Raw genomic sequence first — 18735 nt, 5'->3', positions numbered from 1 at the left:
GGGCCGGGATCCGGCTGGTCGGGCGGCAGTATGCGGGCAGTTCGGTGCGCGGCCGCCGGACGCGCCGGGGCCCGTACGGCGGTGGAGCGGCCGTACGGGCCCCGGGTGTGCGGGGTGGTTCAGATGCGTGCGGGCCTCAGGCGGCGGGCGAGGACCTGTCCGACGGCCCGCAGCGGCTCCGCCTCGGTCATCCGGGCGTGCTCGCAGTCGACGGCGAACTCCTCGACGCGGCCTGTGACGTACGGCGCCCAGGCCTCGGCGCCCGAGGCGGGTGCCGGTGTGCCGGTGGCGTCGAAGAACAGCGCGTCGCCGCCGAACCGGACGTCCGGCACGTACCGGTACCGCATCCGCAGGTTGTCGAGGGTGGCCGCCACGACGGCCGCCGCCTGCGCGTGCTCCAGGGCGCCGAGCACCGGGTCGGACCGGCGCAGCGCGTCGGCGAGTTCGTCGACGTCGGGCGTCGTGTCCGCGCAGCGCACCCGTACCGTCTCGCCGGCGGAGCCGAGGAGGGCGGTCAGCACGTGCCGGCCGTCGATCTCCGGTGCGGTGAAGCCCTCGGGGAGGGGATAGGAGTCGAGCAGGGCCAGCAGGGCCACGTCCTCCCCCGCCGCTTCGAGCCGGGCCGCCACGGCGTGCGCGACCAGACCGCCGAAGGACCAGCCGAGCAGGTGGTAGGGGCCCTGGGGCTGGATCCTGCGGATCTCGGCGAGGTAGTCGTCGGCCATCTCCTCCAGGGAGGCCGGTGCGTCGTGGGTGCCGCCGAGCCGGCGGGCCTGGAGTGCGACGACCGGCCGGTCCTGGTCGAGGTGCGGCAGCAGGCCCGCGTATCCCCAGCTCATCCCGGACACGGCGTGGACGCAGAACAGGGGCGGTTCGCCGGAGCCCGTCGCCGTGACGGCGCGGATGGGGAGCACGGTGCCGAGCGGGTCGTCACCGCTGCCCGCCGCGATCTGCTCGGCGAGGAGCGCGGGCGTGGGGCTGCGGAACAGGTCGCTGATGGTGATGCGGGTGTCCCAGACGGCACGGATGCGGCTGATCAGCCGGGTGGCGCGGAGGGAGTGTCCGCCGCGGTGGAAGAAGTTGTCGTCGATGCCGACGGATGCGAGTCCGAGGTTGTCGGCGAAGAGTCCGCAGAGGATCTCCTCGGCGGGGTTGCGGGGCGCCCGACCGCCCTCGGCGGCGGCGCTGTCGTCGGGGGCCGGGAGGGCACGGCGGTCGAGCTTGCCGTTGACCGTACGCGGCAGGGCCTCCAGGACCACGAACGCGGAGGGCACCAGGTGTTCGGGCAGGCGGGCGGCGACGTGCCGGCGCAGTTCCTCCGGGGCCGTCTCCCCGACCACGTACGCGACGAGCCGCTTGTCGCCGGGGCGGTCTTCGCGTACGACGGCGGCCGCCTGCACCACCGCCGGGTGCGCCGTCAGCGCCGCCTCGATCTCACCCGGCTCGATCCGGAAGCCCCGCAGCTTGATCTGCTCGTCGCCACGGCCCAGGTACTCCAGGGCACCCTGCTTGTTCCAGCGGGCCAGGTCACCCGTCCGGTACATCCGCGCCCCCGCCGGACCATACGGGTTCGCCACGAACCGGTCGGCCGTGAGAGCCGACTGCCCGATGTATCCGTGTGCGAGACCGTGGCCGGCGACGTACAACTCCCCCGGTACACCGGGTGCGACCAGCTCCAGGTTCGCGTCCAGGACATAGGCGTGCTTGCCCGAGAGCGGACCGCCGACCGGGATGCTCGCCGCACCCGCGGCCGCACCCGGCTCGATCACGAACACCGTCGTGAACCCCATGCTCTCCGCCGGACCGTAGCCGTTCAGCAGATGCAGCTGAGGGTGATCGGCCAGAGCCCTGGCCGTGTGGCTCGGGGACGCCGCCTCTCCGGCGGTCATGGCCTCCTTGACGTGGGCGAGGGTCAGGGGGTGTTCGTCGAGCATGTGGTTGAAGAGGCTCGCGGACATCTGGAGCGAGGTGACCCCGTGCCGCTCGACCAGTTCCGCGATGAGATGCGGGTCGGTGTGCTGGCCGGGCTGGAGGACGCAGACGCCTCCGTGCAGCAGCGGACCGAACACCTCCAGGGCGAACGCGTCCCAGGACACCGGCGAGCACTGGAGGAACGTCTGCTCCGGCCCGAAGGCCAGGTAGTCCGGACCGACGAACGTCGCGGCCAGAGCACGGTGCGAGGCCATCACACCCTTGGGCAGACCCGTCGAACCGGAGGTGAACATCACGCAGGCGACGGATTCGGGTGAGCCGCCGGTCTCCACGGCGGTCCCGGTGAGCCCGCTGACCTCGGCCACGTCGGCCGTGAGGTCGACGACCACCGCCTCAGTGGCGAGCCGCGGCAGATGCGTCTGCGTGACGAGGGCGGCGGGAGCGACCTGCGCCAGGACGCCGTTGAGACGCTCCACGGGGAACAGCGGGTCCAGCATCGTGTACCCGGCGCCGGTCTTGAGCACGGCCAACAGCGCGGCCACCATCTGCGGCGAACGCTCCACGTGGATACCCACCAGATCACCCGGTCGGACGCCCCGGCCCGTCAGATGACGGGCCAGCCGGTTCGACCAGACGTCCAACTCCCCGTACGACACCACCTGGTCCTCGAAGACCAGCGCCGTCGCCTCCGGCGACCGCGCCGCCTGCCCCGCGAACAGACCGTCCAGACCGAGTTCCGGTCCCGGGGTCGGCTCGCCGGCCCAGGCCGTCAGCCGTTCCCGCTCGTCCTCGTGGAGGAGCGCCATCGCGCCGACGCGGGAGTCGGGTGCGGTCGCGGCGCACTCCAGGAGGAGCAGCATGCGGTCGAGGAGTCGCTCGATCGTTCCGGGTTCGTAGAGGTCGGTGGCGTACTCGACGGTGATGTCGAGCCCGTCCGGGCCGCCGTCGGCCGTACGCCGCTCACCGAACGCGAACGTCAGGTCGAACTTCGCGATCCGCAGCTCCGGAGCCACGAACTCCGCCCGCAGACCACCCAGTCCAGGCGCGCCCACCGCCGTGTCACCCACGGTGAGCATCACCTGGAACAACGGATGCCGAGAGGCCGAGCGCTCCGGATTGAGCACCTCGACCAGCCGGTCGAACGGAAGGTCCTGGTGGGCCCACGCGGAAAGATCCGTCTCCCGCACCCGGCCCAACACCTCACGGAAGGTGGGATCACCACCCACATCCGTCCGCAGAACCAACGTGTTGACGAAGAAGCCCACGAGATCGTCGAGAGCCTGATCCGTCCGCCCCGCGACCGGCGAACCGATCGGGACGTCAGAGCCGGCGCCACACCGGGAGAGGAGAGTGGCGACGGCCGCCTGGGCGACCATGAACAGGGTGGTTCCGGTCTCGCGCGCCAGCCCGGTCAGGGCGGCGTGCGTGGACGCGGGGGCGGTCACCTGGTGGGTGGCCCCGCGGTAGGAGGCGACGGCGGGCCGGGGCCGGTCCGCCGGCAGCGTCGCCTCCTCGGGCAGTTCGGCCAGCTGCTGCCGCCAGTAGGCGGCCTGGCGCTCCTCGTCGGTGGTGAGGAGGCTCCGCTGCCACAGGGTGTAGTCGGCGTACTGGACCGGGAGCGGCGCCCAGTCGGGCGCGGCGCCCGCGCCGCGGGCCGTGTAGGCCGTGGCGAGGTCCCGCAGGAGCGGGCCGTTCGACCAGCCGTCGGAGGCGATGTGGTGCATCACCACCAGAAGCACGTGCTTCGCCGGGGACAGCTCCAGCAGATCCGCGCGGATGGGCAGGTCCGTGGAGAGGTCGAACGTGGTGCCGGACAGTGCGGCCAGCACCTGGGGCAGTGACTCCTCCGTCACCGGGGTCACCGGGAGCGCGAGGTCGGTCGCCGCGAGAGGGCGGATCGCCTGGTGCGGCGTCCCGGCCTCGGAGGGGAAGGAGGTCCTCAGGGATTCGTGGCGCCCGACGACGTCGAGCAGTGCGCGGCGCAGGGCCTCCACGTCGAGCGCGCCGGTGAGCCGGACGGCCAGCGGGATGTTGTACGTGGGCGAGGGCCCCTCCAGCTGGTCGAGGAACCAGAGGCGCTGCTGGGCCGAGGAGAGCGGGAGCAGTTCGGGGCGCTCGCCCGCCGTCAGCGCGGGGCGCTCCTCGTCGCCGCCGCTCCGCGCGATCAGCTCGGCGAGCCGTGCCACGGTCGGGTGCTGGAAGACCTCCCGCACGCCGAGGCGTACGCCGAAGGCGTCGCGGATCCTGGAGGTGAGCTTGGTGGCGCGGAGGGAGTGTCCGCCGCGGTGGAAGAAGTTGTCGTCGATGCCGACGGATGCGAGTCCGAGGTTGTCGGCGAAGAGTCCGCAGAGGATCTCCTCCGCGGGGTTGCGGGGCGCCCGACCGCCCTCGGCGGCGGCGCTGTCGTCGGGGGCCGGGAGGGCACGGCGGTCGAGCTTGCCGTTGACCGTACGCGGCAGGGCCTCCAGGACCACGAACGCCGAGGGCACCAGGTGTTCGGGCAGGCGGGCGGCGACATGCCGGCGCAGCTCCTCCGGAGCCGCCTCCCCCACCACGTACGCGACGAGCCGCTTGTCGCCGGGGCGGTCTTCGCGTACGACGGCGGCGGCCTGCACCACCGCCGGGTGGGCCATCAGCGCCGCCTCGATCTCGCCCGGCTCGATCCGGAAGCCCCGGAGCTTGATCTGCTCGTCGCCACGACCGAGGTACTCCAGGGCACCCTGCTTGTTCCAGCGGGCCAGGTCACCCGTCCGGTACATCCGCGCCCCCGCCGGACCATACGGGTTCGCCACAAACCGGTCCGCGGTGAGAGCCGGCTGCCCGATGTAACCGTGCGCGAGACCATGACCGGCGACGTACAACTCCCCCGGCACACCGGGTGCGACCAGCTCCAGGTTCGCGTCCAGCACGTAGGCGTGCTTGCCCGAGAGCGGACCGCCCACCGGAATGCTCGCCGCACCCGCGGCCGCGCCCGGCTCGATCACGAACACCGTCGTGAACCCCATGCTCTCCGCCGGACCGTACCCGTTCAGCAGATGCAACTGGGGGTGATCGGCGAGGGCGCGGGCCACGTGGGCGGGAGAGGCGGCCTCTCCCGCGGTCATGGCCTCGCGGATCTCCCCGAAGACCGCGGGGTACTCGTCGAGCATGTGGTTGAAGAGGCTCGCGGACATCTGAAGGGTCGTGACCTGGTGCTTCTCGACCAGTTCCGCGACGAGGTACGGGTCGGTGTGCTGGCCGGGCTGGAGGACGCAGACTCCGCCGTGCAGCAGCGGACCGAACACCTCCAGGGCGAACGCGTCCCAGGACACCGGCGAGCACTGCAGGAACGTCTGCTCCGGCCCGAAGGCCAGATAGTCCGGACCCACGAACGTCGCGGCCAGCGCACGGTGCGAGGCCATCACCCCCTTGGGCAGACCCGTCGAACCGGAGGTGAACATCACGCACGCCACCGACTCGGGCGAGCCGCCCGTCTCCACCGGGGCTCCCGAGAGCCCGCTGACCTCGGCGATCTCCGCCGTCAGATCGACGACCACCGCCTCAGTGGACAGCGAGGCGAGGTGCGACTGGGTGAGGACGGCCGCCGGCGCGACCTGCGCCAGGACGCCGTTGAGACGCTCCACGGGGAACAACGGGTCCAGCATCGTGTACCCGGCGCCGGTCTTGAGCACGGCCAACAGCGCGGCCACCATCTGCGGCGAACGCTCCACATGCACACCCACCAGATCACCCGGCCGTACACCCCGGCCCGTCAGATGACGGGCCAGCCGGTTCGACCACACGTCCAACTCCCCGTACGACACCACCTCGTCCTCGAAGACCAGCGCCGTCGCCTCCGGCGACCGCGCCGCCTGCCCCGCGAACAGACCGTCCAGACCGAGACGGGGCGCCGTGGTGGCGGGTCCCGCCCACTCGGCGAGACGCCGGTCCTCCTCGTCGCCGAGGAGCGCAAGCCGGGAGATCGGCCGGTCCGGGTCGGTCACCGCGTCGGTGAGGAGGCGGGCGAGGCGGTGCGCGACGCTCTCGGCCGTGGAGTGCTCGTAGAGGTCGGTGGCGTACTCGACGGTGATGTCGAGCCCGTCCGGGCTCCCGTCCGCCGTACGCCGCTCACCGAAGGCGAACGTCAGGTCGAACTTCGCGATCCGCAGCTCCGGAGCCACGAACTCCGCCCGCAGACCACCCAGTCCAGGCGCGCCCACCGCCGTGTCACCCACGGTGAGCATCACCTGGAACAACGGATGCCGGGAAGCCGAACGCTCAGGATTGAGCACCTCGACCAACCGGTCGAACGGAAGGTCCTGGTGGGCCCACGCGGAAAGATCCGTCTCCCGCACCCGGCCCAACACCTCACGGAAGGTGGGATCACCACCCACATCCGTCCGCAGAACCAACGTGTTGACGAAGAAGCCCACGAGATCGTCGAGAGCCTGATCCGTCCGCCCCGCGACCGGCGAACCGATCGGGACATCCGTGCCGGCACCACACCGCGAGAGCACGGTGGCCACGGCGGCCTGGGCCACCATGAAGACGGTGGTGCCGGTCTCCCGTGCGAGCCCGGTCAGCGCCCGGTGGACCGGGGCGGGGCAGGACACGGTGAGCGTGGCGCCCTGGTAGGAGGCGACGGCGGGCCGGGGCCGGTCGGCCGGCAGGGTGGCCTCCTCGGGGAGGTTCGCCAGCGCCTGCCGCCAGTGGTCGAGTTGGGGCTGCTGCTCCGCGCCGAGGAGCTCGCGCTGCCACAGGGTGTAGTCGGCGTACTGGACCGGGAGCGGCGCCCAGTCGGGCGCGGCGCCGGCGCCCCGGGCCTCGTAGGCGCGGCCGAGGTCGGCGAAGAACGGGGCGTTCGACCAGCCGTCGGAGGCGATGTGGTGGGTCACCACCGTGAGGACGTGATCGTCCGGGGCCAGGGTGAACAGGGCGGCGCGGAGCGGGAGTTCCGAGGTCAGGTCGAAGACCTCGGCGCTCTCGTCGGCGAGCAGCCCGGGCAGCTGCTCCTCCGTCACCGCCACCGTCGGCAGGGGGACGTCGATGCCGTCGGCGGGCAGGACGTGCTGGTGGGCCTCGCCGCCGGTGGTGCGGAAGACGGTCCGCAGGGATTCGTGGCGCCCGACGACGTCGGTGAGCGCGCGGCGCAGGGCCTCCACGTCGAGCGCGCCGGTGAGCCGGACGGCCAGCGGGATGTTGTAGGTCGCGGACGGCCCTTCCAACTGGTCGAGGAACCAGAGGCGCTGCTGGGCCGAGGAGAGCGGCACCCGTTCGGGGCGGTCCTGGACCGTCAGGGCGGGCCGGGCCGGCTCGCCGTTGCCCGCGGCGACCAGCTCGCCGAGCTGGGCGACGGTCGGGTGCTGGAAGACGTCCCGCACGGTGATCCGGGCGCCGAGGGCGGTGCGGATCCGGCTGACCAGCCGGGTGGCGAGCAGCGAGTGCCCGCCGAGCCGCAGGAAGTGGTCGTCGACGGTGACGGAGGCGCGGCCGAGGACGTCGGCGAAGAGGCCGCAGAGCACCTCCTCGACGGGGTTGCGCGGAGCCCTGCCGTCGCTCTCGCCGGTCAGGACGGGCTGCGGCAGCGCGCGGCGGTCGAGCTTGCCGTTGCCGGTGAGGGGCAGGGCGTCCAGGACGACGAACGCGGACGGCACCATGTACTCGGGCAGGGCGTCAGCGGCGTGTCGGCGCAGGGCGGCCGTGTCGAGCTCTCCGGCGGGGCCGCTGTCGCTCTGTCCGACGAGGTAGGCGACGAGCCGCTTGTCGCCCGGCCGGTCCTCGCGGACGATCACCGCGGCCTGCGCCACCGACGGGTGGGCGACCAGCGCCGACTCGATCTCCCCCGGCTCGATGCGGAAGCCGCGCAGCTTCACCTGCTGGTCCGCCCGCCCCAGATACTCGATCTCGCCCTCCCGCGACCAGCGCACCAGGTCGCCCGTCCGGTACATCCGGGAGCCCGGCGGTCCGTACGGGTCGGCGACGAACCGCTCCGCGGTGAGGGCCGGGCGGCCGAGGTAGCCGCGGGCCAGTCCGGCGCCCGCGATGTACAGCTCCCCGGGGACGCCGGGCGCGACCAGTCCGAGGTGGTCGTCGAGGACGTAGAGGCGGGTGTTGTCGAGGGGGCGGCCGATGGGCAGCGCGCCCTCGTAGTCGAAGGGGCGGCGGATCTCGTGGGAGGTGGCGAAGGTCGTCGTCTCCGTCGGACCGTAGCCGTTCACCACGGTCAGCTCCGGGCAGGCATCCATGACCCGGCGCACCGCCTCCGGCGGCACGACATCGCCGCCCGTCCACACCTCGCCCAGACCGCCGAAGGCCGCCGGGTCCTCCTCCGCCACAAGCCGGAACAGCCCCACGGTCAGCCACAGACCCGTGATCGACTCCTCCGCCAGCACCCCCGCAAGGGCCGCCGTGTCCAGGACACCCGTCGGGGCGACGGCGACGGCGCCGCCGGTCAGCAGCGGGGCCCACAGCTCGTACGTCGTCGCGTCGAAGGTGTGCGGGGAGTGGAAGAGCACGCGTCCGTGGGCGGGCCTGGTCCAGCGGTGGTCCAGGGCGAGTTCGGCGACGTTCCGGTGGGTGACGGCGACGCCCTTGGGCACACCCGTCGAGCCCGAGGTGAACATCACGTACAGCCACTGGTCGGGGTGCGTGGCGACCTCGGGCGCCGTCTCGGGGTGGGCGTCGAGCTCCGGGTCGCGGTCGAGCCCGTCGACCAGGACGATCCGGACGCCGTCCGCCTCGGTGAGGATGTCGTGGTCGGACAACGCCGGGTCGACGAGGAGGACCGGCGCGGCCGTGTCGGCGAGGATGAGGGAGAGCCGGGAGGCCGGGTCGACCGCGTTGAGCGGGGCGTACACACCGCCGGCCTTGGTGATGGCGAGCAGCGACAGGACCAGGTCGGGCGAGCGTTCCATGAGGACGGCGACGACGGTCTCGGGTCCCACGCCCAGCGAGCGGAGGCGGTGCGCGAAGCGGTTGGTGAGGGCGTCGACCTCGGCGTAGGTGCGGTCGGTGCCGGCCTGGGTGAGGGCCACCGCGTCCGGGGTGCGGGCGGCCTGTGCGGCGAAGAGCTCCGCGAGGGAGGCGTCCGGTACGGGGGTGGGGCGGCCCGTCCAGGTGTCCAGGAGCAGGGTGCGCTCGGCCCCGTCGAGCAGATCGAGCCCGGAGAGCGGTGTGTCGGGGTGGGCGACGGCCTCGGCGAGCAGCCGGCCGAGGCGGGCGAGCAGGGCCTCGACGGTCTCGGGGTCGTACAGGTCGGTGGCGTACTCGGCGGTGATGTCGAGGCCGCCGGGGCGGCCGTCCACGGTGAGGTGCTCGTCGAACCCGACGGTGAGGTCGAACTTGGCGGTGCTGGTGGGCGCGTACTCGGCGCGCGTCCGGAGACCGGGGAAGCCGGTGTCGGAGTCCGCGGCCGTACCGGAGTTCGCCGCGCCGGCCTGGACCAGGGTCAGCATGACCTGGAAGAGGGGGTGGCGGTCGCCGGTGCGCTCGGGGTCGAGGGCCTCGACGAGCCGGTCGAACGGCAGGTCCTGGTGGGCCCAGGCCGCCAGGTCGGTGGCCCGCACCCGCTCCAGGAGCTCCCGGAACGTCGGGTCACCGCTCACGTCGGTGCGCAGCACCAGGGTGTTCACGAAGAAGCCGACCAGGTCGTCGAGGGCTTCGTCGGTCCGTCCGGCGACCGGGGAGCCGACGGGGACGTCGGTTCCCGCGCCGGAGGCGGCCAGCACGGTGGCGAGCGCCGCCTGCGCCGCCATGAAGAGGGTGGCACCGCTGCCCCGGGCCAGTTCGACGAGGGCGGCGTGGGTGGCGGGCGGGCAGTGCAGGGTGCGGGTGTCGCCGCGGTAGGAGGCGACGGCGGGGCGCGGCCGGTCCGCCGGGAGGGTGGCCTCCGCGGGGAGGCCGGCCAGCCGCTCGCGCCAGTAGGCGATCTGCCGGGCCATGACGCTGTCCTCGGCGTCGGCCTCGCCCAGGAGTTCGTGCTGCCAGAGGGTGTAGTCGGCGTACTGGATCTCCAGGGGGTCCTGCTCGGGTGCGCGGCCGGCGACCCGGGCCCGGTAGGCGTGGGCGAGGTCGCGGAGCAGCGGGGCGACGGACCAGCCGTCGGAGGCGATGTGGTGCATGACGACCAGCAGGACGTGCTCGTCGTCGGCGTCCGCGACCTCCTTCGCGAGCCGGATCAGCCGCGCCTCGACGGGCAGGTCGACGGCGAGGTCGAAGACGTGGGCCGACTCGGCGGCGAGGACGTCCGCGAGGGTCTCCTCCGTGGCCGTGAGGACGGGCAGGTCGATCCGTGCCTCGTCGGTCCCGCGTATCTCCTGATGGGGCGTGCCGTCGCTCTCCGGGTAGACGGTGCGCAGGCTCTCGTGCCGGGCGACGACGTCGCCGAGGGCCCGGGTCAGCGCCTCGGTGTCGAGGGTGCCGGTGAGGCGGAGGGCCAGCGGGATGTTGTAGGTCGCCGACGGGCCCTCGAGCTGGGCGAGGAACCACAGGCGCTGCTGGGCGTATGACAGGGGGATCACTGGGAGGCTCCCATCCGGCGCATCGGCCGCAGCTTGGGTCGCGCGGTCTCGGCGCGGTCGAGTCGCTCGGCCAGGGCGGCCACGTTCGGGTTCTCGAAGAGGGCGGGGACCGGGAGTTCGGCCCCGAGGGCGGTGCGGATCCGGCTGACGAGCCGGGTGGCGAGCAGGGAGTGCCCGCCGAGGCGGAAGAAGTCGTCGTCGACGGTGACGGCGGGGACGCCGAGGACGTCGGCGAACAGCCCGCACAGGACTTCCTCGCGCGGGTTGCGCGGCTGCCGGCCGGTGCCGCTGCCGGTGACGGCGGGTGCGGGCAGGGCGCGGCGGTCGAGCTTGCCGTTGGAGGTGAGGGGCAGGGCGTCCAGGACCACGAAGGCGGACGGGACCATGTAGTCGGGGAGGAGCCCGTCGGCGTGGCCCCGGAGCACGTCGGGGTCGGGGGCGGTGCCGTCGGGTCCGACGAGGTAGGCGACGAGCCGCTTGTCGCCCGGCCGGTCCTCGCGGACGATCACCGCGGCCTGCGCCACCGACGGGTGGGCGACCAGCGCCGACTCGATCTCCCCCGGCTCGATGCGGAAGCCGCGCAGCTTCACCTGCTGGTCCGCCCGCCCCAGGTACTCGATCTCGCCCTCCCGCGACCAGCGCACCAGGTCGCCCGTCCGGTACATCCGGGAGCCCGGCGGTCCGTACGGGTCGGCGACGAACCGTTCGGCGGTGAGGGCGGGCCGGTCGAGGTAGCCCTGGGCGAGTCCGGTGCCCGCGATGTACAGCTCCCCGGGGACGCCGGGCGCGACCAGTCCGAGGTGGTCGTCGAGGACGTAGAGGCGGGTGTTGTCGAGGGGGCGGCCGATGGGCAGCGCGCCGTCGTAGTCGAAGGGGCGGCGGATCTCGTGGGAGGTGGCGAAGGTCGTCGTCTCCGTCGGACCGTAGCCGTTCACCACGGTCAGCTCCGGGCAGGCGTCCATGATCCGGCGCACCGCCTCCGGCGGCACCACGTCACCGCCCGTCCACACCTCGCCCAGCCCCCGGAACGCCCCCGGATCCTCCTCCGCCACCAGGCGGAACAGCCCCACCGTCAGCCACAGACCCGTGATCGACTCCTCCGCCAGGACCTTCGCCAGCGCCGCCGTGTCGAGCAGGCCGGGAGGGGCGACGACGAGGGTGCCGCCGGACAGCAGGGGAGCCCACAGCTCGTACGTCGTCGCGTCGAAGGCGAGCGGGGAGTGCAGGAGCACCCGGCGGTGGGCTCCGCCGGCGAACCGGGCGTCGGCGGCGAGCTCGGCGACGTTCCGGTGGGTGACGGCGACGCCCTTGGGCACGCCCGTCGAGCCCGAGGTGAACATCGCGTAGGCGAGCTGTTCAGGGTGGACGTCGACCGCGGGGGCCGTGTCCGGCAGGTCCTGGACGTCGGCCCCGCCGACCGTCAGGGCGCGGGCGCCCGCGGGGAGTTCGAGGTCCACGCGCTCGCGGTCGGTGAGGAGCAGGCTCGGGCCGGACATCCGCACGATCAGCTCGATGCGGTCCGCCGGGTAGCGGGTGTCGAGCGGGACGTAGACGGCGCCCGCCTTGACCACGGCGAGGATCGACACGACGGCGTCCAGGGAGCGTTCCAGGAAGAGGATCACGCGCGATCCGGGGCGCACCCCCTCGGCGATCAGGCGGTGGGCCAGCCGGTTGGCGCGCCGGTCCAGTTCCGCGTACGTCAGCCGCTCGCCCGCGAGGGTGACGGCGACGGCGTCCGGGGTGCGGGCGACCTGCGCGGCGAACAGCTGCGGCAGCGAGGCGGCGGAGCGTGTCCGGCGGGCGCCGTGCCAGGTGTCGAGGAGCCGGGTGCGCTCGTCGGCGGCCAGGACGTCGAGGTCGCCGATCGGGACGTCGGGGGCGCCGGCCGCCGCTTCGAGGAGCCTGACCAGGCGGGCGGTGACGGCCGAGACGCCGGCCGCGTCGTAGAGGTCGGTGGCGTATTCGACGGTGATGCCGAGGCCGGCCGGACCGCCGTCGGCCGTCCGGTGCTCGTGGAAGGTGAACGTGAGGTCGAACTTGGCGATGTCGAGCGCCGTGAACTCCGACGTGGCGCGCAGGCCGGGGAGGTGGGGTACGGGGCCTTCCGCGTCGGTGACCGAGAGCATGACCTGGAAGAGGGGGTGGCGGGCGGCGGACCGCTCGGGGTTGAGGGCCTCCACGAGCCGGTCGAAGGGCACGTCCTGGTGGGCCCAGGCGGCCAGGTCGGTGGCCCGCACCCGCTCCAGGAGCTCCCGGAACGTCGGGTCGCCGCTCACGTCGGTGCGCAGCACCAGGGTGTTCACGAAGAAGCCGACCAGGTCCTCCAGCGCCTCGTCGGTCCGTCCGGCGACGGGGGAGCCGAGCGGGATGTCCGCGCCGGCGCCGGAGCGCGAGAGGAGGACCGCCGTGGCCGCCTGGGCCACCATGAAGAGGGTGGTGCCGTTCTCGCGGGCCAGCCGGGTGAGCGCGGTGTGCAGGTCGGCGGGGCACTGGACGGTGAGGGAGGCGCCCCGGTACGAGGCGGTCGCGGGGCGCGGCCGGTCGGCGGGGAGCGTGACCTCCTCCGGGAGCCGGTCGAGCGCCTCGCGCCAGTGGTCGAGCTGCCGCTCCTCGTCGGCGGCGAGCAGGGCCTGCTGCCAGAGCGCGTAGTCGGCGTACTGGACGGGCAGCGGCTCCCAGGCGGGGGCGGCGCCCTGGGTGCGGGCCGTGTAGGCGGCGCCGAGGTCCCGCATGAGCGGCGTGTTCGACCAGCCGTCGGAGGCGATGTGGTGGGTGACGAGGAGCAGCACGTGCTCGTCGTCCGCGAGCCGCACCAGGTCGGCCCGGACGGGGAGTTCGCGGGCCAGGTCGAAGGTCGTGGCGGACAGGTCGCGCAGGACGGCGGCCAGTGCGTCGCGGGTCGCCGGGATGACGGGGAGCTCGGGGCGCGCCTCGGCGGCCGGCACGACCACCTGGTGGGGCGTGCCCTGCTCGGCGGGGAAGAGCGTGCGGAGCGCCTCGTGACGGCCGACGACGTCGGCCAGGGCGAGCCGCAGCGCGTCGGCGTCGAGGAGTCCGGTGAGGCGGACGGCGAGGGGGATGTTGTAGGTGGCCGAGGCGCCTTCCAGCTGGTCGAGGAACCAGAGACGGCGCTGGGCGGGCGAGAGGGGCACCCGTGCGGGCCGCTCGCCCGCCACGAGGGCCGGGCGCCGGCTCTGCCCGTCGGCGCCGGGGTCGGCGAGGAAGGCGGCGAGTCCGGCGACGGAGGGGCGGCGGAAGAGGTCCCGCACGGACACCTGGGCGCCCAGGGTGTGCCGGATGCGGCTGACCAGCCGGGTGCCGAGCAGGGAGTGTCCGCCGAGGCGGAAGAAGTCGTCGTCGATGGAGACGGCGGGCAGGCCGAGGGCGTCGGCGAAGAGTCCGCAGAGGACCTCCTCGACGGGGGTGCGGCCCTGCCGGCCGCCGGGCCCGGTGCCGAGCCTCGGCGCGGGCAGGGCACGGCGGTCGAGCTTGCCGTTGGCGGTCAGCGGGAGGACGTCGAGCTCGACGAACGCGGAGGGGACCATGTACTCGGCCAGGCGCCCGGCGGCGTGCCTCCGCAGGCCGTCGGTGTCGGCGCGGGTACCCGGCGCGGGGACGACGTAGGCGACGAGGCGCTTGTCGCCGGGCCGGTCCTCGCGGACGATCACCGCGGCCTGCGCCACCGACTCATGCGCCAGGAGAGCGGTCTCGATCTCCCCGGGCTCGATACGGAACCCGCGCAGCTTCACCTGCTGGTCCGCACGCCCCTCGAAGACGATCTCGCCGTACTCGTTCCACCGCGCCAGGTCACCCGTCCGGTACATCCGCTCACCCGCCGGACCGAACGGGTCCGCCACGAACCGCTCGGCGCTCAGCGCCGCGCGGCCCACGTACCCCCGGGCCAGATGGCTGCCGGCGACGTACAACTCACCGACCACCCCGGGAACGACCGGCCGCAGCCCCGCGTCCAGGACGTACATCCGGGTGTTGGCCATCGGCACCCCCAGGTGAAGGCGCTCCACCACCCGCTCGGCGGGCCCGAAGGCCTGGTAGCTGCAGAACACCGTGGACTCCGTGGGCCCGTACGCGTGCACCACGGACGTGTCCGGGCAGGAGTCGAGCACCCGGCGGAGCGCCGGGGCCGACAGGACGTCGCCACCCGTCCAGATCTCCCGCAGACCCGCCAGCGACTCCACCGCCTCCGACGCCATCGCGTCGAAGAGGGCCGTGGTGAAGTAGACCGCCGTGATGCCCTGTTGGGTGATCTCCCGCGCCAGCTCGGCGATGTCCACCTTCGGCGCCGCCAGCACCACCGCCGTACCGCCGCTCAGCAACGGCACCCACAACTCGTACGTGGACGAGTCGAACGCCAGCGGCGAGTACGCGAGCACCCGCCGATGCCGCTCCCCGGAACGCGAATCCGAACCCGCACCCCACCACGGGTCCGACGCCAGCTCCACCACGTTCCGATGAGTGTTCGCCACCCCCTTGGGCACCCCACTCGAACCCGACGTGTACATCACGTACGCCAACTGGTCGGGATGGACGACCGGTCGGGACGCCGGGACATGCGTCTCGGCGAGGAGGGACCGCAGGTCGGGAGCCGGCAGCGTGTCCAGGTCCCGGGCGAACCCGACGTCCTGGGCGGGGCGGTCGGTGACGAGGAGGGCGGACCCGGTGTCGGCGAGGATGAACGCGAGCCGCTCCTCCGGCTGACGCGGATCCAGCGGCACGTACGCGCCGCCCGCCTTGAGCACGGCGAGGGCCGCGACCACGAACTCCGCCGAGCGGTCGAGGAGGAGGCCCACGGCGCCACCCGGCCGGACTCCGTGCGCGGCGAGCCGGGCGGCGAACGCGTCCGACGCGCGGTCGAGGTCGCGGTACGTCGTCTCGTGCTCCCCGCACACCAGCGCCACGGCGTCCGGCGTCCGCGCGGCCTGCGCGGCGAACAGCTCGTGCAGCGCGCCCTCGGGGAGGCGGACGGCGGTGTCGTTGTAGTCGGCGAGCAGGCGGCGGCGCTCGGTCTCGGAGAGCAGCTCGATGTCGGCGACCTTGACGTCCGGGTCGGCGACGACGGCGTCCAGGACCCGGGCCAGCCGTTCGCCGGCCGCCTCGACGGCCTCGGGGTCGTAGAGGTCGGTGGCGTACTCCAGGACGATGTCGAGGCCGTGGGGGTGGCCGAGCCGGTCGCGGTGCTCGTAGAAGTTGACCGTGAGGTCGAACTTGGCGATCCCCGCGCTCAGTTGGCGGGTCTCGGCGCGGACGCCCGGCAGCCGGGGCGTCGCCTCGGCGGCCTCGGCCAGGGTGAGCATGACCTGGAAGAGGGGGTGGCGGCTGGCGGACCGCTCGGGGTTCAGGGCCTCCACGAGCCGGTCGAAGGGCAGGTCCTGGTGCGCCCAGGCGCCGAGGTCGGTCTCCCTGACGCGGTCGAGGAGTTCGCGGAAGGTCGGGTCGCCCGAGGCGTCGGTCCGCAGGACGAGGGTGTTGACGAAGAACCCGACCAGGTCTTCCAGGGCCTCGTCGGTCCGCCCGGCGACGAGCGAGCCGAGGGGGATGTCGGTGCCCGCTCCGGAGCGGGACAGCAGGGCCACGGTCGCGGCCTGCGCCACCATGAACATGGTCACCCCGTGCTCCCTGGCCAGGGTGCTGAGGGCCCGGTGGGTCTCCGCCGGGCAGTGCACGGTGTGGGTGGCGCCGCGGTAGGAGGCCACGACCGGGCGGGGCCGGCCGGTGGGCAGCGTCACCTCGGCGGGCAGCCGGTCGAGCGCCTGCCGCCAGTGGGCGAGCTGGCTCTCCTCGTGGTCGGCGAGGAGTTCCCGCTGCCAGAGGGAGTAGTCGGCGTACTGGGCCGGCAGCGGCTCCCAGGCGGGGGCGGCGCCCTGGGTGCGGGCCGTGTAGGCGGCGCCGAGGTCCCGCATGAGCGGCGTGTTCGACCAGCCGTCGGAGGCGATGTGGTGCACGACGAGGACGAGCACGCTCCGGGTCGGCGCGAGTTCGAGGAGCACGGCGTGCAGCGGGAGGTCGGCGGCGAGGTCGAAGAGGTGCCCGGTCTCCTCCGCGAGCCGCGCGGGCAGTTCGTCCTCGGTGACGGCGGCGACCGTGAGCGGCACGGTGACCCGCTCGGGGTCGGCGATGTGCTGGCGGGGCTCGCCCCCGACCACCGGGTAGCTGGTCCTGAGGATCTCGTGGCGGGCGATCACGTCCGCGAGCGCCTGCCGCAGCACGTCCGGGTCGACGGCGCCGGTGAGGTGCACGGCGAGGGGGATGTTGTAGGTGGCCGAGGGGCCCTCCATCTGGTCGAGGAACCAGAGGCGGCGCTGGGCGGCGGAGAGCGGGAGCCGGTCGTCGGACCGGTCGGCGGCGGTGAGCGCGGGGCGGAGGGTCTGCCCGGCGTCGGCGGTGATCAGCCGGGCGAGGGCGGCGACGGTCGGGTGGAGGAAGAAGTCGCGCAGGGAGAGTTCGGTGGCGAGGGCGGTGCGGACCCGGCCGACGAGGCGGGTGGCGAGGAGCGAGTGTCCGCCGAGGCGGAAGAAGTCGTCGTCGATGGAGACGGCGGGCTCGCCGAGGGCGTCGGCGAAGAGTCCGCAGAGGACCTCCTCGACGGGGTTGCGCGGGGCCCGGCCGTCGCCTTCGCCGCCCGCCACGGGCTGCGGCAGGGCACGGCGGTCGAGCTTGCCGTTGGCGGTCAGGGGAAGTGCGGCGAGCGCGACGAACGCGGAGGGGACCATGTACTCGGCCAGGCGCTCGGTGCTGTGCCGGTGGAGGGCCTCGGTGTCGACGCGGGTGTCGAGGGCGGGGACGACGTAGGCGACGAGGCGCTTGTCGCCCGGCCGGTCCTCGCGGACGATCACCGCCGCTTGCGCCACCGACTCATGCGCCAGGAGAGCGGTCTCGATCTCCCCGGGCTCGATACGGAACCCGCGCAGCTTCACCTGCTGGTCCGCACGCCCCTCGAAGACGATCTCGCCGTACTCGTTCCACCGCGCCAGGTCACCCGTCCGGTACATCCGCTCACCCGCCGGACCGAACGGATCCGCCACGAACCGCTCCGCGCTCAGCGCCGCGCGGCCCACATACCCCTCGGCGAGATGACTGCCGGCCACATACAGCTCACCGACCACACCCGGCACGACCGGCCGCAGCCCCGCGTCCAGCACGTACATCCGGGTGTTCGCCATCGGCACCCCCAGATGCAGACGCTCCACCACCCGCTCACCAGGCCCGAACGCCTGATAACTGCAGAACACCGTGGACTCCGTGGGCCCGTACGCGTGCACCACGGACGTGTCCGGGCAGGAGTCGAGCACCCGCCGCAACGCCGACACCGACAGCACGTCCCCACCGGTCCAGATCTCCCGCAGACCCGCCAGCGACTCCACCGCCTCCGACGCCATCGCGTCGAAGAGGGCCGTGGTGAAGTAGACCGCGGTGATGCCCTGTTGGGTGATCTCCCGGGCCAGCTCGGCGATGTCCACCTTCGGCGCCGCCAGCACCACCGCCGTACCGCCGCTCAGCAACGGCACCCACAACTCGTACGTCGACGAGTCGAACGCCAGCGGCGAATACGCCAGCACCCGACGGTGCCGCTCCCCCGAACCCGCACCCCACCACGGGTCCGACGCCAGCTCCACCACGTTCCGATGAGTGTTCGCCACCCCCTTGGGCACACCACTCGAACCCGACGTGTACATCACGTACGCCAACTGGTCCGGGTGGACCGGCACGTCGAGCGCCGCCGCCTCGTCCCACTCCGGGTCCGTCACGTCCTCCGCGAGCCGGACCACCGGCAGGTCGCCGGCGAAGGCCACGTCCCGCGGGTCGCGGTCGGTGAGGAGGAGCACGGACCCGGTGTCGGCGAGGATGAACGCGAGCCGCTCCTCCGGCTGACGCGGGTCCAGCGGCACGTACGCGCCGCCCGCCTTGAGCACGGCGAGCATCGCGACGACGTAGGCCGGGGACCTGTCCTGGAAGAGGCCGACGCGGTCGCCGGAGCGGACCCCCCGCTCCCGCAGGCGGTGCGCCAGCGCGGTGGCGGCCGAGTCCAGCTCGCGGTAGGTGAGTTCGCGTTCCCCGCACACCACGGCCACGGCGTCCGGCGTCCGTGCGGCCTGGGCGGCGAACAGCTCGTGCAGCGCGCCCTCGGGGAGCCGCACGGCGGTGCTGTTGTACGCGTCGATGTCGACGGCGGGAGCCTGGACGGAGTGCTGGTGAGACATCTTCTCGACACCATTCTCGAAGGTTCGGGCGGATACGGGTCTCGCGGCGTGCCGGACGTCCCGTACGGCCACGACTGGGAATCGCGTGT

The 18735-nt window shown here is 73.5% G+C and carries 2 protein-coding genes; both read right to left on the bottom strand.

Annotated features, from left to right (window positions below):
* Positions 1 to 119: 119 nt before the first annotated feature.
* Positions 120 to 10430: an amino acid adenylation domain-containing protein gene (locus ACF09E_RS32370; RefSeq protein ID WP_392209369.1), complete on the bottom strand. Its 10311-nt coding sequence runs from the start codon at positions 10428 to 10430 to the stop codon at positions 120 to 122.
* Positions 10427 to 18646: an amino acid adenylation domain-containing protein gene (locus ACF09E_RS32365; RefSeq protein WP_392209367.1), complete on the bottom strand. Its 8220-nt coding sequence runs from the start codon at positions 18644 to 18646 to the stop codon at positions 10427 to 10429. Before ACF09E_RS32365 ends, ACF09E_RS32370 begins: the two co-directional genes overlap by 4 nt.
* Positions 18647 to 18735: the final 89 nt, after the last annotated feature.

The sequence above is a fragment of the Streptomyces sp. NPDC014891 genome, assembly GCF_043081085.1.
In the GTDB taxonomy this organism is placed as follows: Bacteria; Actinomycetota; Actinomycetes; order Streptomycetales; family Streptomycetaceae; genus Streptomyces.
This window is presented reverse-complemented; position numbering and strand designations above follow the sequence as displayed.